The following is a 19,193-nucleotide window of genomic DNA, read 5'->3' on the forward strand; positions in this document are numbered from 1 at the left end:
GGCCTGCGCGCCGGCATCAAATGAGAATTTCTGAAGGCGGCATCAGCAACGCGGCGCAACGGCGCACGCAGCGTCTCAGACATGAACCTCGCCATGAGCCAATTCGCCGGCGCCTGTCGCCCTGTGGAGGGAACCGTAGAGCACGACCGCATAGAAGAGCGCGACGCCAATCGCCACGGCAACGCCCGGCACCGGACCGAGAGCGGCGTTCTCGGCAACATCGGCCCAGGAACGGACATGGCCGAAGGGCTCTCCCGTGCTCGAAATCTTCGGGGAGGAAATCTTCAGTGCCCATGCCAGGAGCAGGATCAGGTACATCCAGCAATAATTGCGCTGCAACCGCCGGCAGAGGGCCTCCCTGTAGCCCATCAGGAAAGCCGGCTGGCGCAGGCTCTTGGCGACCGACACCGACCATCTGAAGCTCGGCGTGCCTTCAGGGCACAAGATCTGCGCGAAGTAGCCGCGTTCCATCTGGCGCACGCGGGCACGATAAACGTCAAAGAAACGGTAACGCCGCGCTTCAATCAGCAGCAACAGGCTGATGAGCAGCATGGCGAAGAGAAGGACACCGTGATGGGACGACGGCGTCGAGAGCGAAACCGAAAGCATCGCTGCGACCACGGTGATCGCCCAGTTCGATGTTCGGTCTATGCGGTCCCGCCAACCGGCCATCCGCCCGATTTCGCCGCGATAATAGTGGATGATCGCGTTGATCGTCTCCTGCGGTGTCTGCGGCAGAGGCGGCGTTTGCCGCTCCGGTATCTCCGTTTCCAATGTCAACGGGCTCAATTCGGCAGACATCGGCATTCCTCCGGATTTTTCATTCTTTTAGGAATGATGACTCCTTTTCGATCAAGGTTAAATGCCGCGCGCCCCGACCTGGTCAAAATCTTTGCCGCAGGCGATTGTTCCCATTATTCTGCCCACTCGGGAGACCCTCCCTCGGGCCGCGAGATCTTATGACTCCGCAGGAATCGGGGGCCACTTACAGGAACGGCCGCGACCGGCGATTGTCAAAGGCCGCCGGGGGTCGTAAGAAGCGCCCATGACGCAGAAAATCAAGAAGATCGACGAGGAAGCCCTCGCAGAGGCCTATAACCGCGCGCTTGCCTTGGAGAAGTCCGGGCATTTCGACGCGGCCGCCGCCGCCTATCGGGAAGTTCTGGAAATCGACCCGGAGGACCACGGCGGTGCCGCCGTTCGGCTGGCATCGATGGGCCGCGGCGAGACGCCGCTCAAGGCTTCGGACGCCTATGTGGCAACGCTCTTCGATCAGCACGCCGACGTCTTCGACAATGTTCTCGTCGACCAGCTCCACTATTGCGTGCCACTGCTCGTGCGCCAGCGGATTCAGGCGCTCGGGCTCGGACCGTTCAAGCGCGTCCTCGATCTTGGCTGCGGCACCGGGCTGACCGGAGGTGCGCTGCGCGACATGGCGGAAGACATAACCGGCGTGGACCTTTCGGAAAACATGGTGGAGATCGCCCATGAGAAGGACCTCTACGAGACGCTCTATGTTGCAGAGGCGGTCGATTTTCTCGACGACAATGACGACGAACCGTTCGACCTGATCGCCGCAACCGACGTCCTGCCCTATATCGGCGCATTGGAGCCGCTGTTCTTCGGCGCGGTTGACAACATGGTGCCGGGCGGGCTCCTGATCTTCTCGAGCGAGAGCCTGCCGGACGAGACTCCGGCGGGGCAAGGCTTCGCCGTCGGACCGCACCAGCGCTTCGCCCACTCGGAGACCTACCTGCGCGAACGCCTGGCGGCGACCGGGTTCGAGATCGTCGACATCACCGACATCACGGTGCGCATGGAGGAAGGCGAGCCGATTGCCGGCCAATTGGTGATCGCCCGCTTCAAACCCTGATTGAAGGCTGCTGCGGCCGCGGCTATCGTCGGGCGGAACATGCCATCGCAAACGGAGTCTCAAGGAAATGGCCAAAGTCGCATTCATCGGTCTCGGCGTAATGGGATACCCGATGGCCGGTCATCTCAAGGCCCGCGGCGGGCACGATGTCACGGTCTATAACCGGACCGCAGCCAAGGCGGAGCAATGGGCAGCGGCATTCGGCGGCCGGACCGCGGCAACGCCGGCCGAGGCGGCCAAGGGCCAGGATTTCGTCTTCGCCTGCGTCGGCAACGACGACGACCTCCGCTCCGTCACCACGGGAGAGAACGGTGCCTTCGAAACGATGACACCCGGGTCGGTCTTCATCGACAACACGACGGCATCGGCCGCGGTTGCCCGCGAGCTCTATGCGGCGGCGGCGGCGAAGGGTGCGCATTTCATCGACGCGCCGGTCTCCGGCGGACAGGCCGGAGCGGAAAACGGCGTGCTCACCGTCATGTGCGGCGGCGATGAGGGAGCCTTCGACAAGGCCAGGCCCGTCATCGATGCCTTTGCCCGGATGGTCGGTTTGATGGGCCCCGCCGGCGCCGGCCAACTCACCAAGATGATCAATCAGATCTGTATCGCAGGGCTCGTCCAGGGGCTCGCAGAGGGAATCCATTTCGGCAAGAAAGCAGGGCTCAACATCGAGAAGGTGATCGAGGTCATCTCCAAGGGAGCGGCCGGTTCCTGGCAGATGGAAAATCGCCACAAGACCATGAACGAAGGCAAGTATGACTTCGGCTTCGCGGTCGACTGGATGCGCAAGGATCTGGATATCGTCCTCGCCGAGGCCCGGCACAACGGCGCCAAGCTTCCGGTGACCGCCCTCGTCGACCAGTTCTACGGCGACATCCAGGCGCTCGGCGGCAATCGCTGGGATACGTCTTCCCTGCTGGCCCGCCTCGAAAAATGACGCCTGGCCCGGCGTCGACGGCGGAAGAGATCATCGAACACCTCCGCGCCCTCGGCTCGGACGAGAACATCGCCGGCATGGCGCGCTTCGGCATTGCGACCGAAACCGCCCTGGGGCTTTCGAACGTCCAGCTTCGCCGCGTCGCCCGCATGGTAAAGACCGACCATGCCCGCGCGCTCGACCTCTGGACTTCCGGCATCCGCGAAGCACGCCTGCTGGCAGCGTTCACCGCGGACCCGAAGGCGCTGACGCTCGCTGAAGCGCGGCAATGGGCGAATGCCTGCAACTCCTGGGAAGTGGTCGATACCGTTGCCGACCTCTTCGTCGCAGCGCGCCTCGAGCAAGTCCTCATTCCTGAATTCGCCGCCGATGAGCGGGAATTCGTCCGCCGCCTGGCCTTCGCGATGATCGCAACAGCCGCCGTGCATCTCAAGAAGGAGCCAGACCCGGCGCTGCTTGCCTGGCTGCCGCTGATCGAGACTCATGCGGCCGACGAGCGCAACTTCGTGAAGAAGTCGGTCAACTGGGCACTCAGGCAGATCGGCAAGCGCAGCCCCGCCTGCCACGGCCCGGCGCTGGCGCTCGCGCAGAAGCTCGCGGCGAGCACGGACCGCACGGCACGATGGACGGGCAAGGACGCGCTGCGCGAATTGACGAACGGCAAGGTCCGCCAGCGACTGGGGCTTCCCGCATGAAGGTCGCCTACCCGGGCTGGACCCGGGGATAACGACCCGGTCTTCTAATCCTCGCTCGATTTTGCCTGGTCGATGACCATGTAATCGAGCGGCAGCTGCGTCGTATATTTGATCTGCTCCATGGCGAAGGCCGAGGAAACGTCGCGGATCTCGATCTTGGCGATCAGACGCTTGTAGAAGGCATCATAGGCCGCGATATCCGGAACGACCACGCGCAGGAGATAATCCACGTCGCCGCTCATACGATAGAATTCCACCACTTCCGGAAAATCCGCCACGACTTCGGAAAACCGCCGCAGCCACTCCATGGAATGCGAATTGGTGCGCACCGACACGAATACGGTGACCTTGGTGTTGACCTTCACCGGATCGAGAAGCGCGACACGGCGGCGGATCACGCCCTCCTCTTCCATCTTCTGGATGCGCCGCCAGCATGGCGTGGTGGAAAGCCCGACCTTCTTTGCGAGGTCGGCTACGGCCAAGGTCGAGTCTTCCTGCAAAAGCCGCAGGATCTTGCGGTCTAGGCGATCCATGGAAAGTCCTCTCGAATATTTTTCCCTTCATAGCGCGGGATTTATGAAAATAAAGAAAATTGTTTCAGATCGTCAGCGCCCGCACCCGTTCACGCAGGAAGGGCAGCAGCTCGGCCTCGAACCAGGGATGACGCCGGAGCCAGCCGGTATTGCGCCAACTCGGATGCGGCAGCGGCAATACGGAGATGCCGGAATTGCGTTTCGCGTAGCGTTGCCAGTTGCGCACTGTCTCCGTCATGGATTTCGGACAGTCCGTTCCGAGATGCCAGCGCTGCGCGTAATGGCCGACCGCCAGCACCAGCTCGATCTGCGGCATCGCGTCCATCGCCCTCTGCCGCCACAGTGGCGCACATTCGCTTCTCGGCGGCAGGTCGCTGCCGTGTCTGTCGTAGCCCGGGAAACAGAAACCCATCGGCACGATCGCGAAGTTTCGCTGATCGTAGAATGCCGCCCGGTCCACCGACAGCCATTGCCGCAGGCGATCGCCCGAAGCATCGTTGAAGGGAAGACCGCTTTCATGGACCCGCAGGCCGGGTGCCTGCCCGGCGATCAGAATCCGAGCCGACGCGGAAAGCACCGCCACCGGCCTCGGCTCGTGCGGCAGCCGGTGGCCTTCGCCGCGCGCCGGCTCGTCACGGCACCGGCGACAGACCGAGATCGCCGCCCGCAACGCCTGCAGCCGCTCCTCAGTCACCGCCGATCCTCGCCATGATCGCGCTCGAATGCTCCTGAAGCCATTGGATAATGATCTCCAGCCAGTCACCCGCCCGGTGCGGGGCCTCCTCCGCACCGCCGTTCGAACGCCGCCATTCCTGCGGCCTCACGAAATCGCCGCCCCAGAGACCCAGCCGGCCGGTTCGCGCCGTTTCCTCCTCGTCACGGTAGAGCCCATAGCTGACCGCATGACCGGACAGGACCATCTCTCTTCCGAGGTCGGCCCCGCCAGCCGCGCAGACACCCAGTTCCCGGCCATAGCGATCGCGGCCATGGAGCCGGCAGACGGTCGTTGTTCCCGCGACGAGAGCAACCAACCGTCGCCGCGCCTGCGCGCCGCAGTCCCAGACGGTTTCCCCGCGCCGGCACATCTGACCGATCTCCGGGGCGTCGATGCCTTCGATGCGTATGCGGCGCCCGTCGAGCCGCAGGCTGTCGCCATCGCTCGCCGACGCCGGGCCGGTCAACTCGCCGGTCACGGGGCGTTCCGGCGCGGGCAGCTGCCCGGCTATATAGGCGCCGATACCGAGCAGGACCAGGAAGATCCACCCGCCGGCCATGCCGCCGCTGCCGGACGGCCTTTTTCGCCGGGCAGGAACTCCGGAGCGACCGAAGCCAAAGCGCCTTCCAGCAGAGCCCGGGCCTGCGCCGCTGCCGCCGACAATCCGAAATCTGCGGTTCTGCGACTTCACGCCCAGCGCCTCCTCGTGTTGTTCCTGCCCGCGTTCCGACCTCGAAAACCGCAATCGCGCCACAATGGTTGTCGAATCCTTCATGGGGGCAGCAACTTCTTAAGGATTGCATCCTAGAGTGCAAGCTGAACCCAATCCTGACCAGAAGCATGAGCATCGCCGCCAGCACATCGACCGACAAGATCATCGTGGACAAGTCGCGGAGCCATCGAAACAAGGCTGTTTCGAAGACCGTTCGCGCGACGCGTCAGCGGCTGCAGACCGGCTCCTCGGCACCGTCCGGCTTCGAACGGGAAATGCTCCTGCTCCACATCGAGTCCGTGCTCCACGGCGCGATGGCCCTGCCCCTCCTCGTGATCCTGATCGCCGCCAGCGGCATCTACCTATCGGGCGACCCGCATATTCTCGCCTGGGCCTTGTTGGCGCTTTCGGCGCATGCGGTCACCATCTTTCTCGCGCGAAAGGCCAAGCGCGAGGATGTCGTCACCGAAAAAGTGTCCGTCTGGCGCCGCCGCTTCCTCGCGGGCCAGATGCTGACCGGCCTGTGCTGGGCGATCTTCACGCTCCCGGACTGTGCGTCCTGCGGCGAGATCGCTTCCGGTCTCTTCGAGGGAACGGTGCTCTTCATTGCCCTTGCGGTCACCGCCATGGGCACCTTCCTGTTGCGCAATGCCCTGTATTACACGTTTCTGCCGGTCCTGGCCGCGCTCGGCTTCTCCTCACTCAGGACCGGCGACGCGGTCGATATCGGCCTCACGGGCATTCTGGCGCTCTCGCTCGTCTTCCTGGCGTTCATGACCGACAGGATGAACCGCGCCAATGTCCATATTCTCTCGGTACAGTCCGAAAAGGACGATCTCATCGCCGAACTCGAAGTGGCGAAGTCAATGTCGGACGAGGCTCGCCGCCGCGCGGAAGAAGCGAATCTCGCCAAGTCCCGTTTCCTAGCCTCGATGTCGCATGAGCTGCGCACACCGCTCAATGCCATCCTCGGCTTCTCGGAGGTCATGTCGACAGAGGTACTCGGGCCGCTCAGTAACCCGACCTACAAGGAATACACGCTGGACATCCATCGCTCCGGCGAGCACCTCTTGAATCTCATCAACGAAATTCTCGATCTTTCGCGTATCGAAGCCGGCAAGTACGAGCTCAGCGAGGATGCGGTAAACCTGGCAGAGATCGTCGAGGATTGCATCGGCATGGTTCAGCTCCGCGCTCGCGGCAAGAACATAACCATCGGCCATCAGTTCGAACAGGCGATGCCGTCTGTCTGGGCGGACGAGAAGGCCATGCGCCAGGTGACGCTCAACCTTCTTTCGAATGCCGTCAAGTTCACCCCGTCGGGCGGCGAGGTCAGCGTGAAGGTCGGCTGGACCGCCGGCGGCGGACAATATCTTTCGATCAGGGACAACGGCCCCGGCATTCCGGAAGAGGAAATCCCGATCGTCCTTTCCGCCTTCGGCCAGGGTTCGATCGCCATCAAGAGCGCCGAACAGGGTACCGGCCTCGGACTGCCGATCGTCCAGGCGATCCTCGCCAAGCATGGCGGCCAGTTCATCCTCCGCTCGAAACTCCGGGAAGGCACCGAGGCGATCGCCATCCTGCCGCCGCGTCGCGTACTGCAGAGCTTGCCCCCGGTCGAGGACGTCCCTTCCCTCACCCGCCGGCGAAGGAGCTTTGCCTGATCATCTGCATGCGGCGCCGCGTTGCTGGTCAGCCCAGGAAGCGAGCGAGAAATATCACGTACAGCGCATAGGCCGCATTGGCGAGAATGAGGCAAAGGCACGCGAAGGAGCCGAGATCCTTTGCGTTCCTGCCCATTTCGGAGATCTCCGGCGAGACGCGGTCGACGATTTCCTCGATCGCGGTGTTGATCGCCTCGAAGGCCATCATCAGCAGAAACAGGATTGCCATCGCGACGTACTGAAACAGGTTCGCGCCGACGATCATGAACGCGACCATCGCGACCGCGAAGGCGATGAGTTCGTGCCTGAATGCCGCCTCGCCGATCAGGCGTTTCGCACCGCCGAAGGAATAGCTGGCCGCCGCGAAAAGATGCCGGATACCACGATGCTTGTGGACGGGCGCGGCGGTGCCGTTGCGGGAGATAGTGTTCTTGGCGTCCATTTCGTCTCGCGGGTTGGGAGATGGCACAGCTTCGACGTTCCTATTGAGGCGAATCAAAGGCGGCACCAATGCCGCATTGCGAGGCCACCCGAACCGATGACCCGGCGCTTCCCGGATATGCGAGAAGCCGCCGCGCATCAATAGCTGCACGGCACGAGCATAGCACGCATGACGGCCAATCGACAGCAAGCGCCGGAGCGTGCCCTACTCCTTGTTGCTTACGCCGGCCTGCGCAAAGGTCGCCATGCCGCTGTGGCAGGCAGCCGCCGCCTTGACGATGCCCGCTGCAAGAGCCGCACCCGTGCCTTCCCCAAGCCGCATGCCGAGAGCCAGGAGCGGTGTCTTGCCGAGTTTCTCGATCGCCCGCATGTGACCGGGCTCGCTTGAAACATGGCCGATCAGGCAATGGTCGAGCGCCGCCGGGTTGGCGGCCTTGAGGATCGCCGCGGCCGCGGTCGCGACGTAGCCGTCGATGATGACGGGCACCTTCTGCATCCGCGCGGCGAGAATTGCGCCCGCCATCGCCGCGATCTCGCGGCCGCCAAGCCGCCGCATGACCTCGAGCGGATCGGACAAGTGGTCGCGGTGCAGCGCAACGGCCTTTTCGACAGCAGCGATCTTGCGCATGAGCACCTCGCCTTCCGAACCGGTGCCGGGGCCGACCCATTCCTCTGCCGTGCCGCCATAGAGGCCGAGATTGATGGCGGCTGCGATCGTGGTGTTGCCGATGCCCATCTCGCCGATGCACAGCAGATCCGTGCCGCCGGCGATCGCTTCCATGCCGAAAGCCATGGTGGCGGCGCAGTCACGCTCGGAGAGAGCCGGTTCCTCGGTGATATCGCCAGTCGGATAATCGAGCGCCAGATCGAAGACCTTGAGGCCGAGGTCGTGTGCTACGCAGATCTGGTTGATGGCAGCACCGCCGGCGGCGAAGTTCTCGACCATCTGCGCCGTCACCGAAGCGGGAAAGGGCGTCACCCCCTGACGGGTCACGCCGTGATTGCCGGCGAAGATCGCGACAAGCGGCCGGTTGACCGCCGGCGGACGTCCCGTCCAGGCGGCAAGCCAGAAGGCGATTTCCTCGAGGCGCCCGAGAGCGCCGGGCGGCTTCGTCAATTGCCCGTCCCGCTCGCGCGCCGCAACGAGTGCCGCCGTGTCCGGCCCCGGCAGATTGCGCAGTAGTTCGCGGAAATCATCAAACGGCAGGCCGCTGGCGCTCATGGATCATCCTTGCAATGTGAACTCGCTCGGGGCTCGTCATAGAGTGTGAGGCCGCCCGCGGCAACGGCATTTGCGCCAATTGCCGTCGTCTCGCATGATCCCGCGGAACGCCGGGCGATTCGGGATGCGGGAGACGAGATGGCAGATATTCGCGAGCTCTGGGACGACGTCGCACGGTCGGTTGCCTTCTTGAGCCGCATTCCCGTGCCGGATCGATATTTCCGCGGCTATGACGGCGGGCTCGGCCGCGCCGTGCGCGTCTTCCCGCTTGCGGGTATCCTGATCACCCTTCCTGCCGCCGCGATAGCGTTCATTCTGGGCGCGCTTCACGCGAGCTCGCTCTTCAGCGCCTTCCTCGTCGTCGCGGTGCAGGCGATGGTCACCGGCGCCCTGCATGAGGACGGCCTTGGGGATACGGCCGATGGTTTCGGCGGCGGGCGCGATCGGGAAAGCGCGCTGGAGATCATGAAGGACAGTCGGATCGGTACCTATGGCGCGGTTGCCCTCATCCTTTCCTTCGGCCTTCGCGTCTCCGCCCTTGCCGCCTTCCTGCCGCTGCTGACGCCGACAGGCGGTGGAATTGCGCTGCTGGCCACCGCTGCGCTGAGCCGCGCCGCGATGGTCTGGCACTGGTCCCGCCTCCCCCCTGCCCGCCGCGGCGGGGTCGCCGCCTCGGCGGGCATTCCCGAGCCGGGGGCGACATCGGTTGCGCTCGGCTCGGGCGTTCTCCTCGCGCTCGTGCTGTTTTTCCTCGCCGGCATCCCGACCGTCGCCGTCCTGCTTTCGTTCGCCGCTTTCGGCCTTGCCGTGCCAGCCTTCACCCGGATCGCTTCACGCAAGCTCGGCGGCCATACCGGCGACACCATCGGCGCCACCCAGCAACTCACGGAGATTGCCGTTCTGGGCGCTCTTGCACTGGCCATCTGAAAGGCCGATATATTTTCGAACGAAACAGCAGAGCATTGTCCTGATCATGGAATCTCCCTGCATTCTCGTCTGCACGATCGACGATAGGACCGGTTACTGTTTCGGCTGCGGGCGCACACGTCAGGAGATCGGCGCCTGGACGCTCTACACCGACACCGAACGGCACAGCATCATGCAGGCCTTGCCGGCGCGACTGGAAACGGTCGAGCGCAAACCGCGGCGGGAGACGCGCCGGTCGCGCATGGCGCGAGAACGAAACGGCGCATGAGCAGACTGATCATCCTCCTCGCAATACTCGGCATCGGCCTCGTGCTGCTGATCCTCAATCACGATTCCGGCCGAACTTTCGGCATGAACAACGACGACTTCGGGCATCTCGTTGCCCTCGGCGCTCTGGCAACGCTTTTTGCGGCTGGTATCGTCAGAAGCCGCCGAACACTGGGAGAAGGGCTGACGCAGATCGCGATCTGGCTGCTTATCGCGCTCGTCCTCGTTGCACTCTATGTCTACCGCTTCGAGCTCCAGTCCGTCGGCGACCGGGTACTGGCGGGCCTTATGCCCGGCCGGGCAATGGTCATCACCGACAGCGAGGGTCAGCAGGAGGTGGTGCTGCACAAGCGGATCGACGGCCACTTCGCCGCCGATGCGACGATCAACGGGCGTGAGGTCACCATGCTTGTGGACACCGGCGCAAGCAGTGTCGTGCTTACCCATGAGGACGCCGCGAGGGCCGGTCTCGACGTCGCAGATCTCGGCTACACGATCACTGTCATGACCGCGAACGGGCCGGCACTTGCGGCCCCGGTCATCCTGCCGGAGATCGCCATCGGACCGATCCGGCGGACGAATATCCGCGCCATGGTCGCGGCCGAGGGGCGACTCGACAGCAGCCTGCTCGGCATGAGCTTCCTCTCGACCCTCGACTTCCTGCAGATGCGCAGCGACGAGCTTCGGCTCAGGGACTGAGCCCCCAGCAGATCCAGCCTCAGTTACGCAGCTTGTACCCGGTCCGGAATATCCATGTCAGGGCGGACATGCAGAGGGCGAGAAAGACGAGAATAATTGCCGCGCTGGCGAGCGGATTTACGTCGGAGATCTCGAAGAAGCTCCATCGGAAGCCGCTGATCAGATAAAGGACCGGGTTGAAGTGGCTTACTGCCCGCCAGAATGGCGGCAGCATGTCGATCGAATAGAAGCTGCCGCCGAGGAAGACGAGCGGCGGGACCACCAGCATCGGAATGAGGTTGAGCTGCTCGAAATCCTTCGCCCAGATGCCGATCAGGAAACCGAACAGGCTGAAGGTCACCGCCGTCAGAACGAAAAAGAAAAGCATCACGAAGGGATGGGCGATGCTGAGATCGACGAACAGCGAGGCCGTGACAAGAATGATCGTGCCGATCATCATCCCCTTTGTCGCCGCCGCCCCCACATAGCCGAGCACAATCTCCAGCATGGATATCGGTGACGACAGCACCTCATAGATCGTGCCGGTAAATTTCGGGAAATAGATACCGAATGAGCCGTTGCCGATGCACTGCGTCAGAAGCGTCAGCATCATCAACCCGGGCGTGATGAAGGCGCCGTAGGAAATCCCGTCTATTTCCTGGATGCGCCCACCGATGGCGGCGCCGAAAACGATAAAATAGAGCGAGGTGGAGATGACGGGCGACACCACGCTTTGCAGAAGCGTGCGGCGTGTGCGCGCCATTTCGAAGAAATAGATGGATTTCACTGCTTCTATGTTCATCGCCCCGCCTCCACGATCTCAACGAAAATATCCTCGAGCGAACTCTGCCTCGTGGAAATGTCCCGGAGCCTAATGCCCGCCTCGGCCAGGGCTGCGAGCAGCGACGTGATGCCCGTCCGGTCAGCGCTGGTGTCGTATTCATAGATCAGGCGTTCGCCTTCGCCCTCAAGCAACAAATTGTAGGAGGCCAGAGAATCGGGAACCCGCTCCAGAGGTTGGGCCAGATCGACGCGCAGCTGCTTGCGTCCGAGTTTCGTCATCAGCGCATTCTTGTCCTCGACGAGCAGTATCTCGCCGCTGTTGATCACCGCGATCCGGTCGGCGATCTCCTCCGCTTCCTCGATGTAGTGCGTCGTCAGAATGATCGTCACGCCCGAAGCGCGCAGCCGCTGGACGACCTCCCACATGCTCTTGCGCAGGCTGACGTCGACACCGGCCGTCGGCTCATCAAGGAAAAGGACGCGCGGCTCGTGCGAGAGCGCCTTGGCGATCAGCACGCGCCGCTTCATGCCGCCGGAAAGCTCGCGCAGCGTGCTGTCCTTCTTGTTCCAGAGCGAGAGGTCTTTCAGCACCTTTTCGATATGCGCCGGATCCGGCTTCTTGCCGTGAAGCCCGCGCGAGAAGGAAACGGTGTTCCACACGGTCTCGAATGCATCGGTGGTCAGTTCCTGCGGCACCAGGCCTATCATCGCCCGCGTCTGGCGGAAGTCGCGCACGACGTCGTTGCCGCCGACGGTAACCTTGCCGCCCGTCGCATTGACGATACCGCAGACGATCGAGATGAGCGTCGTCTTGCCGGCGCCGTTCGGACCGAGTAGGGCAAGAATTTCGCCCTCCTCGATGTCGAGGCTGACGCCTTTCAGAGCCTGGAACCCCGAGGCATAGGTCTTCGACAGATTGGAGACGGAAACGATTGGCGCCATGAAACAGATCCGGGGAAGAGGTGCAAAGTCGGCAGGGTGCTGCTCTATATGGGCCGATTCACATGGATTTGCAGCCCATCCAAGCCAAATTTGCGTTGACACTCCGTCAAATCAGTCGCTTCAGCGGCAGAATATCTGATAGAGCGCCATTACCAGCCTTACGGCCTTCTCCTCGGCGAGCCGGTAAAAGATCTGTTTGGCGTCGCGTCGTGTCGCGACGATACCAGCCTCACGCAGCACGGTCAGCTGTTGCGACAAGGACGGTTGGCGGATGCCGAGCATCTCTTCCAGCTGACCGACCGAGTGCTCGCCTTCGATGAGCGTGCACAGGATCATCAGCCGGTTCTGGTTCGCCGCCGCCTTGAGCAGCGCCGCAGCTTCGTCTGCCCTTTCGGTCATGCAAGGGCGTATATTCCGGAATTTGGTCACCGTTCCCATGGTCAGGCCCTCAGCCCCCGCTGCTCCCTTGAGCGCGTTGAACTTCAGGTAACGGGCGCCATCGGCCTCCGGTTCCGGCAGACGGCCGCTGCGGTCCGCACGCTCGCGGCACTGGCGCAACTGGTCCTCGATGGAGGCGTTACGCTGGTTCTCTGAGCGGGGCCGCAAAGAGAAAATCTACCGCACAGATTCGCCGACGGCGAATACCGAATCTGGTCTGTCGAGCGGCCGGGATCCGCCTTCCCGGCCGCGCCTAGATCACGATGTTTTTAGGTCGAATCGACATAAAAACATGAACGTGCTCGACTCCAAGAAGTTGAGACGCCGGATGCGGGCGGAAAACCGCACACACTTTCCTCATCCCGCTCTAAGGTCTGTTGAGATTCGGGATACCCGGGGCGGCTTGTTTGATTCCCTCATCCCTGTGCTCGTCACAGGGATCCAGCCAGACCAGGTCCTTGGGCTGAAACAACTCTTCCCGCGCCGCAGACGCGGCGCTGCTGGATCTCTGTGACAAGCACAGAGATGAGGAAGAGGAGAGATTGCAATCCGGTGATACGTTTCCTGGGCCATGCAGTTGGCAATCTTGTCCGCACCGCCCTGAACGCCGACAAACCCACGAGAGCCTCTCAACAGGCCTTAGTCGCAATGCCGGTAGCCGGATTTGCGCGTCCTCAGATCGAAGTGGAAATGGTCTTTGTGGAAAGGATCGCTGCCGGGGCCGAGCACGGTGTTGAAATACTTGCAGCTATCGGTGCGCACGGCCTTCAAGAGCCCTCTTTCGCGGAAAGCGAAGAGACCTTTCCTGCGTACATCGATTTCCTTGCCGTTTTTCAGCACGAACTTGCCGACGTCGATCGCGTTGCCGCGCGCATGTTCCGACATGGGATTGCCGCGCCGGGAGTTCATCGTCCGGCAGGAATAGCCGCCGAGCGGCTTGATCGTCTTGACGCCCGACCAGTAACGGTAGCGCGACGATGGCGCGAGCTCATACTTCACCCATTTGGCGAAGGCTTCCGTCACCTGGCAATTGAGCTTCACCGCGGGCTTGACGCCGATATTGCCGGAAAGGCCGCTGAGCTCGATCGGGTAGTCGATGCCACAGGACGGTCCGTTATGGACTCGCGGAACGTCGCGGAAGACGACCCCGAGCTTCTTCAACCGCTGCCTGCACGCGACCTCCGAGCCCGGCATTTCGCCGGTATATTCCGGCGTCGACACCGGGCTGCGGGCGCGCGGTATGAAAGCGACCTGCTGCGGCTGCTCGGTGCGCGTCGCCCGCTGCGGCTGGAGTACATGCGTTCGATTCGCTTCCTCGGCCGCGCTCTGCGCGGGCGCAAGGGGCGGCAGGTCGGGATCATAGCCGGGATTCGCCTCAGCCACCGGTACCGGCTGCGGCGCTCCGGCAAGCTGGCGCACATCGCTGTCGCCGATACCGGCCACGACCGGCTGCGTCGTATTCCCCTCGGCGATTTCACCGGCCTGCTCCTGCGCCAGGCCGACGACCGGTTCGACGCCGAGCATGGCGTCCATGTTCACCCCCTCGGGCGGAACCGTCATCGATCCGGCCGCGGCGACCTGGCCCTGCGGCGCAACGGCCGCATTATCGGAAACCGGGGCAACCGAGGTCTGGCTGGCCATGGCGACCGGCTCTGACGACGGATAGGCAGCGACTTCCTGCTCCGGCATGGCTGCAGGCGCCGGCCTGATCGCGCCGACACGAGAGCTCCCGTCGATCCGGGCCGGTGGCGCAAGCACGTCGGTCGTGCAGGCAACGAGTGGAATGGACAACAGCAGCGCCGCCAATGGACGATGAAGAAGAGAAACATACGCCATACTGATTGCCGCCTTCATCCATGACAAAGCTTCGGCCTTGTCCGTGCGCCGCCTGCCCACAGCCGAGAATGAACGTGCGGAATGTCGCCAAACGGGCGCTCGGTCGAGAAAGTCGGCTTTGCAAAGCAATTTAGGCAAACGTGGTAAACGAAGCCTTGCCGGCGGCACGCCAAATCAGGCGAGCGGGCACAAAAGACAAGGCCCGCATCCTTACGAATGCGGGCCTTTTCAACGTCGGTTTTCGTCCGGTTAACGGCATTCCCCGGGATGGGCCACGCGGAACCCGTCCGCCCGTGCCTCGCAGGCATTCGGGAATGTTCTTGATCGTCCGTTGCGCTCGCCGCAGACCGGCGCGAATTCCCGGGTGCAGAATTGCGGCTGCTGCGGGCGATCATCCTCGCGGCGGCATTCGCCGGGTGCGACGACGCGAAAACCCTCGGCGCGCGCCACGCATGAATTGGGGAAGGTCTGCCTTCTCGGGCCGCGCTGACCGCACACCGGCGAAAACTCGCGCGTGCAGGCCTGTTCTTCCGGCGGACGGGATGCCGGGCGGCATTCGCCGCGATGAACGACACGGAAGCCGTCGGCGCGTGCCTGGCAGGCATTGGGGAAGGTCCGCATGCGATTGCCGCGCTCGCCGCAGACCGGCGCGAATTCCATCGTGCACATTTGCGGGCCTGGCGGGCGGATCGGCCCCGGACCGGGGCGCGGTTCGTCGACGACCACGGTACAGGCAGAAAGGAAGCCGGCGGCGGCCAGGAAGATGGCGGCAGACTTCATGATGAAACGCTTGAAAGGCAACACAGGTCTCCCCCTTGACTGGCATCTCGGATGCGGCTGGATCGGCGCGCGATAGCGACCGTCCTTCCGTCGCACCATCTCGCCTGTCTTGCGGCCACGCGTCAACTCCCGCGAGATGCGCCATCCACTCACCACCGACAGGAGCAGGCTCACCCGCCCGAGCGACCAGGTTAAACGAAGAGGCCCACGTCCTTCCGAACGCAGGCCTTGTCGCCGCTACGCTTGCTGTTATCGTTTACGCTGCCCTGCCATAGGCCGGCTGCGCGCCCCGTTCCTCGAGCCTGAACTGTTCGAGCAGCGCCTTCAGCTCACGACTTTCCTGCGCCAGTGTCTGGCTTGCCGCGGTCGTCTCCTCGACCATTGCCGCGTTCTGCTGCGTCATCTGGTCCATGCTGTTGACGGCCGTGTTGACCTCCTGCAGTCCCGTCGCCTGTTCCCGAGCAGCGGTCGCAATCGCGGCCACCTGCTCGTTGACACGGTTGACCAGAGCATCGATCTCCATCAGCGCATCACCCGTCGAGCGGACGAGTTCGACGCCGGCACCGACTTCCTTCACCGAGGTGCCTATCAGCGCCTTGATTTCCTTTGCCGCGCCGGCCGAGCGTTGCGCGAGTTCGCGGACCTCCTGGGCAACGACGGCGAAACCGCGGCCGGCCTCCCCTGCCCGCGCCGCCTCGACGCCTGCATTCAGCGCCAGCAGGTTCGTCTGGAAGGCGATCTCGTCGATCACGCCGATGATCTGGCTGATCCGGCTCGATGAGGCTTCGATCCGCCCCATGGCATCGATCGCGTTGCGCACGATATCACCGGATTTTGCGGCGCTCGCCTTCGTCTCGTCGACCATGTCGCGCGCCTCGAGGGCACGACCCGACGCATGACGTACGGTGGAGGTGATCTCGTCAAGAGCCGCGGCTGTCTCTTCAAGAGCCGCCGCCTGCTGTTCGGTCCGGCGCGACAGGTTGTTGGCCGCCTCTGATATATCGGCGGCACTGCCATGGACGATTTCGGTGGATCGGGAAATGGCGCCGATGACGTCGCGAAGCGCGGCGACCGCCGTGTTGAAGTCGTCCTTGAGCTTGGCATATTCCGGCGCGATCCGGGCGACCGCGGCGGTGAGGTCGCCGTTTGCCAGCCGCTCGAGCGCGGCGCCGAGCGTCTCCATCGCCTCGGCCTGGGTTGCGGCAGTCGTACGCTGGCGCTCCTCGTGGCCGCGCCGTTCTGCGTCGAGGCGGTCCTGCTGCTCCGCCTCGCGCGATCGCAGTTCGAGGCGCTCCCTGACGGAGTCGCGCAGGACGACGAGCACCTTCGCCATCTGCCCGATCTCGTCGGCGCGATCGGTTTCCGGAACATCCGAGGAAAGGTCCTCGTCTGCGATCGCCCGCATCGAGACCTTCAGCTTTTCGATGGGCCGAACGACGCTGCGCACGATCGCCAAGGCCGCCATGAGGATCGTGAGCGCTGCCGCGACCAGAATGCCGGCCATCTGCCAGGCGCGCTCGCGGAACATGGCGGCGAGATCGTCTGCATAAACACCGGTGCCGACCACCCATCCCCAGGGCTCGAAACCGGCCACATGCGAATATTTCAGCACGGGCTCGTCGGCGCCGGGCTTCGGCCAGTAATAATCGACGAAGCCCTTGCCGTGCGCCTGCACCGTCTTGACGAATTCCACGAACAGGAACTTGCCGTTCGGATCCTTGTTCTGCGTCAGGTCGGCGCCGTCGAGTTCGGGCTTGATCGGATGCATCACCATCTTCGGATGCATATCGTTCACCCAGAAATAGCCGCTGTCCTGATAGCGCATCGCCCGGATCGCCTCCAGAGCGCGGCCCTGCGCCTCCTCGCGCGTGAGCGTTCCGGCCTTTTCCTGGCCGTGATAGGCGTCGAACACCGTGATCGCGTTCTCGTTCATCGCCGCGAGCATGGCCTTGCGCTCTGCAACCAGCTTGTCCTGCGCCTGGACCAGTCCGAACGTCAGCGCCGCCGCCATCGTCAAAAGCGCAAACGCGACCAGCGCGTAAAGACGCGCTGAAATCCGAATTCTTCTCATCCCCTGCCTCCATTTCGAGGCATGCAGAATATGAGCGGCTATTTGCAAAGCTCCTAACAAACACTCACTAGATTTGAGGGTGATCAAATTAACGATAAAACCGTCACGCGTGCCGCCTTTGGTTCTTCAGCGTGGAATTGTTCCGGCGCCTCTTTGCTCGCCTGACGGCAGTGCGTTAAACCTTGTTCGTCAACAGGGAGACAGGCCGAATGAACGCAGCAAGCAAGCCGAATGGCGAACTGACCTTGCGCACGCTCGCAATGCCCGGCGACGCCAATGCCGCCGGCGACATCTTCGGCGGCTGGGTCATGGCGCAGATGGACCTTTCCTGCGGTATCCGGGCCGCCGAGCGCGCCAGGGGCCGCGTCGTGACTGCGGCGGTAAAGGAAATGGCCTTCGCCATGCCGGTGAAGATCGGCGACACACTCTGCATCTATACCGACATCGTCACGGTCGGGCGGACGTCGATGACGCTCAAGGTCGAGGCATGGGCGCAGCGTTACCTCTCGCATGTCATGGAAAAGGTCACCGACGCGATCTTCGTGATGGTGGCGCTCGACTCGACCGGCAAGCCGACGCCGGTTCCGTCCGAGCAATAGGGGCCGCATTCATGGAGCAGGTGCAGCGCGATCCGGCGATCTTTTCGCACATACGCGTCGTCATGGGCATGGTGATCAGCCTCTCGCTTGCGCGGCTCCTCAGCGGTGTCGCGCTTTTCGTGCAGCATCCGGGCAAGACGAAGGTCTACTGGATACACCTCGGCTGGGTGCTGTTCATGTTCGTCTTCCTCGTCCATTTCTGGTGGTGGGAGTATCACCTGCACTCGCTGGCGGTGATCGACGTCAGCGTCTACCTGTTCGTCATCCTCTATAGCTGCGTCTTCTTCCTCCTCTGCGTCTTCCTCTTCCCGACGACGCTCGACGAATACAGCGGCTACGAACATTATTTCATGTCCAGGCGCGCCTGGTTCTTCGGCTTCCTCGCCATCGCATTCGCAGTCGACCTCATCGACACGGCCTTGAAGGGCAAGGCCTATTTCCAGTCCTTCGGGATCGAATATCCGCTGCGCAACGCGGCCTATATCGCGCTCTGCATCATCGCGGCGGTCACGCCCGACCGGCGCTTCCATGCGTCTTTTCTGGTGGGCGCGGTTCTTTACCAGCTCACATGGATGTATCGCGCCTTCGACCTTCTCGATTGACGGGGGCAAACGCCCCTCGTGGCGACGTCTCACCCCTTGAAGATGAACGACGCCCCGAGCGCGATCAGCGCGAAGCCGATGAGCTGATGCCAGCCGATCGGTTCCTTCAGCCAGAAAATCGAGAAGAGGACGAAAATGGTAAGCGTGATCACCTCCTGCATCGTCTTCAGTTGCGCCGCCGAATAGACCGAGTGTCCGATGCGGTTCGCCGGCACGGCCAGCCAATATTCGAAGAAGGCGATCCCCCAGCTTGCGACGATGACGATGTAGAGCGGCGACGAAGTGAACTTCAGGTGGCCGTACCAGGCGAAGGTCATGAAGACATTGGAGAGGAGCAGCAGGATGACCGGCCAGACATAGGCAGGATTGATGGCAAATGGCATGGAAACCTCGGGAAGAGCGCGAATCGCACGCCGAGGATGCTCCGCCGGGTGCCGGCGTTGCAAGTGCCTTCGGCTGCCAGTGCAACGATGCGACC

22 protein-coding genes are annotated in these 19,193 nt (G+C 63.1%); 9 read left to right on the plus strand and 13 right to left on the minus strand.

The window, feature by feature from the left end:
• Positions 1 to 75 precede the first annotated feature (75 nt).
• Positions 76 to 801, minus strand: a complete 726-nt coding sequence (locus tag PZL22_RS10625; RefSeq protein ID WP_003535111.1) for a DUF2270 domain-containing protein — start codon at positions 799 to 801, stop codon at positions 76 to 78.
• A 244-nt stretch (positions 802 to 1,045) separates the two neighbouring features.
• Between PZL22_RS10625 and PZL22_RS10630 the strand changes: the two genes are divergently transcribed.
• The 3 genes from PZL22_RS10630 (at position 1,046) to PZL22_RS10640 (ending at position 3,505) form a co-directional block, all read left to right on the plus strand.
• The gene (locus tag PZL22_RS10630) at positions 1,046 to 1,873 is read left to right on the plus strand and encodes a class I SAM-dependent DNA methyltransferase (protein WP_003535118.1); all 828 of its coding nucleotides are present in this window, start codon (positions 1,046 to 1,048) and stop codon (positions 1,871 to 1,873) included.
• A gap of 67 nt (positions 1,874 to 1,940) precedes the next feature.
• Positions 1,941 to 2,810 (plus strand): NAD(P)-dependent oxidoreductase, encoded by an 870-nt coding sequence (locus tag PZL22_RS10635; RefSeq protein WP_284718643.1) that lies wholly within the window; start codon positions 1,941 to 1,943, stop codon positions 2,808 to 2,810.
• Positions 2,807 to 3,505 (plus strand): DNA alkylation repair protein, encoded by a 699-nt coding sequence (locus PZL22_RS10640; RefSeq protein ID WP_003535301.1) that lies wholly within the window; start codon positions 2,807 to 2,809, stop codon positions 3,503 to 3,505. The genes PZL22_RS10635 and PZL22_RS10640 overlap by 4 nt, the downstream gene beginning before the upstream one ends.
• A gap of 44 nt (positions 3,506 to 3,549) precedes the next feature.
• On the opposite strand, the gene PZL22_RS10645 is transcribed toward PZL22_RS10640, so the two are convergent.
• The 3 genes from PZL22_RS10645 to PZL22_RS10655 form a co-directional block, all read right to left on the minus strand.
• The gene (locus PZL22_RS10645) at positions 3,550 to 4,038 is read right to left on the minus strand and encodes an Lrp/AsnC family transcriptional regulator (protein ID WP_003535303.1); all 489 of its coding nucleotides are present in this window, start codon (positions 4,036 to 4,038) and stop codon (positions 3,550 to 3,552) included.
• Between the two features lie 64 nt (positions 4,039 to 4,102).
• Complete coding sequence (locus PZL22_RS10650; RefSeq protein ID WP_003535305.1) at positions 4,103 to 4,732, minus strand: uracil-DNA glycosylase family protein; 630 nt, start codon at positions 4,730 to 4,732, stop codon at positions 4,103 to 4,105.
• Positions 4,725 to 5,444 (minus strand): thermonuclease family protein, encoded by a 720-nt coding sequence (locus tag PZL22_RS10655; protein ID WP_193378106.1) that lies wholly within the window; start codon positions 5,442 to 5,444, stop codon positions 4,725 to 4,727. Before PZL22_RS10655 ends, PZL22_RS10650 begins: the two co-directional genes overlap by 8 nt.
• Positions 5,445 to 5,593: 149 nt before the next feature.
• On the opposite strand from PZL22_RS10655, the gene PZL22_RS10660 reads away from it, so the two are divergent.
• The gene (locus PZL22_RS10660) at positions 5,594 to 7,129 is read left to right on the plus strand and encodes a sensor histidine kinase (RefSeq protein ID WP_003535309.1); all 1,536 of its coding nucleotides are present in this window, start codon (positions 5,594 to 5,596) and stop codon (positions 7,127 to 7,129) included.
• A gap of 28 nt (positions 7,130 to 7,157) precedes the next feature.
• Here PZL22_RS10660 and PZL22_RS10665 read toward each other — a convergent pair whose 3' ends face one another.
• The gene (locus tag PZL22_RS10665) at positions 7,158 to 7,571 is read right to left on the minus strand and encodes a diacylglycerol kinase (protein ID WP_003535311.1); all 414 of its coding nucleotides are present in this window, start codon (positions 7,569 to 7,571) and stop codon (positions 7,158 to 7,160) included.
• A gap of 204 nt (positions 7,572 to 7,775) precedes the next feature.
• On the minus strand, positions 7,776 to 8,792 hold the full coding sequence (cobT, locus tag PZL22_RS10670) for a nicotinate-nucleotide--dimethylbenzimidazole phosphoribosyltransferase (protein WP_003535313.1): 1,017 nt from the start codon (positions 8,790 to 8,792) through the stop codon (positions 7,776 to 7,778).
• 138 nt (positions 8,793 to 8,930) lie between these two features.
• On the opposite strand from cobT, the gene PZL22_RS10675 reads away from it, so the two are divergent.
• From PZL22_RS10675 to PZL22_RS10685, 3 genes are read left to right on the plus strand one after another with little or no spacing between them, the layout of a single operon-like run.
• Positions 8,931 to 9,719 carry an adenosylcobinamide-GDP ribazoletransferase gene (locus PZL22_RS10675; RefSeq protein WP_003535315.1) on the plus strand — a complete coding sequence of 263 codons (789 nt, stop codon included), beginning with the start codon at positions 8,931 to 8,933 and terminating at the stop codon, positions 9,717 to 9,719.
• Between the two features lie 46 nt (positions 9,720 to 9,765).
• Positions 9,766 to 9,987, plus strand: a complete 222-nt coding sequence (locus PZL22_RS10680; RefSeq protein WP_003535317.1) for a DUF1289 domain-containing protein — start codon at positions 9,766 to 9,768, stop codon at positions 9,985 to 9,987.
• Complete coding sequence (locus tag PZL22_RS10685) at positions 9,984 to 10,685, plus strand: TIGR02281 family clan AA aspartic protease (protein WP_003535319.1); 702 nt, start codon at positions 9,984 to 9,986, stop codon at positions 10,683 to 10,685. Before PZL22_RS10680 ends, PZL22_RS10685 begins: the two co-directional genes overlap by 4 nt.
• Before the next feature lie 19 nt (positions 10,686 to 10,704).
• On the opposite strand, the gene PZL22_RS10690 is transcribed toward PZL22_RS10685, so the two are convergent.
• From PZL22_RS10690 to PZL22_RS10715, 6 genes are all read right to left on the minus strand, one after another.
• Complete coding sequence (locus tag PZL22_RS10690; RefSeq protein WP_003535321.1) at positions 10,705 to 11,466, minus strand: ABC transporter permease; 762 nt, start codon at positions 11,464 to 11,466, stop codon at positions 10,705 to 10,707.
• The gene (locus PZL22_RS10695; protein WP_003535323.1) at positions 11,463 to 12,389 is read right to left on the minus strand and encodes an ABC transporter ATP-binding protein; all 927 of its coding nucleotides are present in this window, start codon (positions 12,387 to 12,389) and stop codon (positions 11,463 to 11,465) included. The genes PZL22_RS10690 and PZL22_RS10695 overlap by 4 nt, the downstream gene beginning before the upstream one ends.
• Positions 12,390 to 12,509: 120 nt before the next feature.
• On the minus strand, positions 12,510 to 12,827 hold the full coding sequence (locus PZL22_RS10700; protein WP_010969541.1) for an ArsR/SmtB family transcription factor: 318 nt from the start codon (positions 12,825 to 12,827) through the stop codon (positions 12,510 to 12,512).
• 639 nt (positions 12,828 to 13,466) lie between these two features.
• Positions 13,467 to 14,663 carry an extensin-like domain-containing protein gene (locus tag PZL22_RS10705; RefSeq protein WP_010969546.1) on the minus strand — a complete coding sequence of 399 codons (1,197 nt, stop codon included), beginning with the start codon at positions 14,661 to 14,663 and terminating at the stop codon, positions 13,467 to 13,469.
• Between the two features lie 249 nt (positions 14,664 to 14,912).
• Positions 14,913 to 15,467: a Kazal-type serine protease inhibitor domain-containing protein gene (locus tag PZL22_RS10710; RefSeq protein ID WP_010969547.1), complete on the minus strand. Its 555-nt coding sequence runs from the start codon at positions 15,465 to 15,467 to the stop codon at positions 14,913 to 14,915.
• A gap of 232 nt (positions 15,468 to 15,699) precedes the next feature.
• Complete coding sequence (locus PZL22_RS10715; RefSeq protein WP_003535333.1) at positions 15,700 to 17,514, minus strand: methyl-accepting chemotaxis protein; 1,815 nt, start codon at positions 17,512 to 17,514, stop codon at positions 15,700 to 15,702.
• Between the two features lie 209 nt (positions 17,515 to 17,723).
• Between PZL22_RS10715 and PZL22_RS10720 the strand changes: the two genes are divergently transcribed.
• Together PZL22_RS10720 and PZL22_RS10725 are read left to right on the plus strand one after the other, a co-directional pair.
• The gene (locus PZL22_RS10720) at positions 17,724 to 18,113 is read left to right on the plus strand and encodes an acyl-CoA thioesterase (protein WP_003535335.1); all 390 of its coding nucleotides are present in this window, start codon (positions 17,724 to 17,726) and stop codon (positions 18,111 to 18,113) included.
• Positions 18,114 to 18,124: 11 nt separating this feature from the next.
• Entirely contained in the window at positions 18,125 to 18,715 is a 591-nt protein-coding gene (locus tag PZL22_RS10725; RefSeq protein ID WP_003535337.1) for a hypothetical protein, read from the plus strand.
• 29 nt (positions 18,716 to 18,744) lie between these two features.
• Here PZL22_RS10725 and PZL22_RS10730 read toward each other — a convergent pair whose 3' ends face one another.
• Positions 18,745 to 19,098, minus strand: a complete 354-nt coding sequence (locus PZL22_RS10730) for a DMT family protein (protein ID WP_003535339.1) — start codon at positions 19,096 to 19,098, stop codon at positions 18,745 to 18,747.
• Between the last annotated feature and the right edge of the window lie 95 nt (positions 19,099 to 19,193).

The organism is Ensifer meliloti, assembly GCF_030064585.1.
GTDB lineage: Bacteria > Pseudomonadota > Alphaproteobacteria > Rhizobiales > Rhizobiaceae > Sinorhizobium > Sinorhizobium meliloti.

Coding starts and splice junctions, on each gene's coding strand:
- PZL22_RS10625 (WP_003535111.1), bottom strand. CDS start 801: ATGTCTGCCGAATTGAGCCCGTTGACATTGGAAACGGAGATACCGGAG.
- PZL22_RS10630 (WP_003535118.1), top strand. CDS start 1,046: ATGACGCAGAAAATCAAGAAGATCGACGAGGAAGCCCTCGCAGAGGCC.
- PZL22_RS10635 (WP_284718643.1), top strand. CDS start 1,941: ATGGCCAAAGTCGCATTCATCGGTCTCGGCGTAATGGGATACCCGATG.
- PZL22_RS10640 (WP_003535301.1), top strand. CDS start 2,807: ATGACGCCTGGCCCGGCGTCGACGGCGGAAGAGATCATCGAACACCTC.
- PZL22_RS10645 (WP_003535303.1), bottom strand. CDS start 4,038: ATGGATCGCCTAGACCGCAAGATCCTGCGGCTTTTGCAGGAAGACTCG.
- PZL22_RS10660 (WP_003535309.1), top strand. CDS start 5,594: ATGAGCATCGCCGCCAGCACATCGACCGACAAGATCATCGTGGACAAG.
- PZL22_RS10665 (WP_003535311.1), bottom strand. CDS start 7,571: ATGGACGCCAAGAACACTATCTCCCGCAACGGCACCGCCGCGCCCGTC.
- cobT (WP_003535313.1), bottom strand. CDS start 8,792: ATGAGCGCCAGCGGCCTGCCGTTTGATGATTTCCGCGAACTACTGCGC.
- PZL22_RS10675 (WP_003535315.1), top strand. CDS start 8,931: ATGGCAGATATTCGCGAGCTCTGGGACGACGTCGCACGGTCGGTTGCC.
- PZL22_RS10680 (WP_003535317.1), top strand. CDS start 9,766: ATGGAATCTCCCTGCATTCTCGTCTGCACGATCGACGATAGGACCGGT.
- PZL22_RS10685 (WP_003535319.1), top strand. CDS start 9,984: ATGAGCAGACTGATCATCCTCCTCGCAATACTCGGCATCGGCCTCGTG.
- PZL22_RS10690 (WP_003535321.1), bottom strand. CDS start 11,466: ATGAACATAGAAGCAGTGAAATCCATCTATTTCTTCGAAATGGCGCGC.
- PZL22_RS10695 (WP_003535323.1), bottom strand. CDS start 12,389: ATGGCGCCAATCGTTTCCGTCTCCAATCTGTCGAAGACCTATGCCTCG.
- PZL22_RS10700 (WP_010969541.1), bottom strand. CDS start 12,827: ATGGGAACGGTGACCAAATTCCGGAATATACGCCCTTGCATGACCGAA.
- PZL22_RS10705 (WP_010969546.1), bottom strand. CDS start 14,663: ATGGCGTATGTTTCTCTTCTTCATCGTCCATTGGCGGCGCTGCTGTTG.
- PZL22_RS10715 (WP_003535333.1), bottom strand. CDS start 17,514: ATGAGAAGAATTCGGATTTCAGCGCGTCTTTACGCGCTGGTCGCGTTT.
- PZL22_RS10720 (WP_003535335.1), top strand. CDS start 17,724: ATGAACGCAGCAAGCAAGCCGAATGGCGAACTGACCTTGCGCACGCTC.
- PZL22_RS10725 (WP_003535337.1), top strand. CDS start 18,125: ATGGAGCAGGTGCAGCGCGATCCGGCGATCTTTTCGCACATACGCGTC.
- PZL22_RS10730 (WP_003535339.1), bottom strand. CDS start 19,098: ATGCCATTTGCCATCAATCCTGCCTATGTCTGGCCGGTCATCCTGCTG.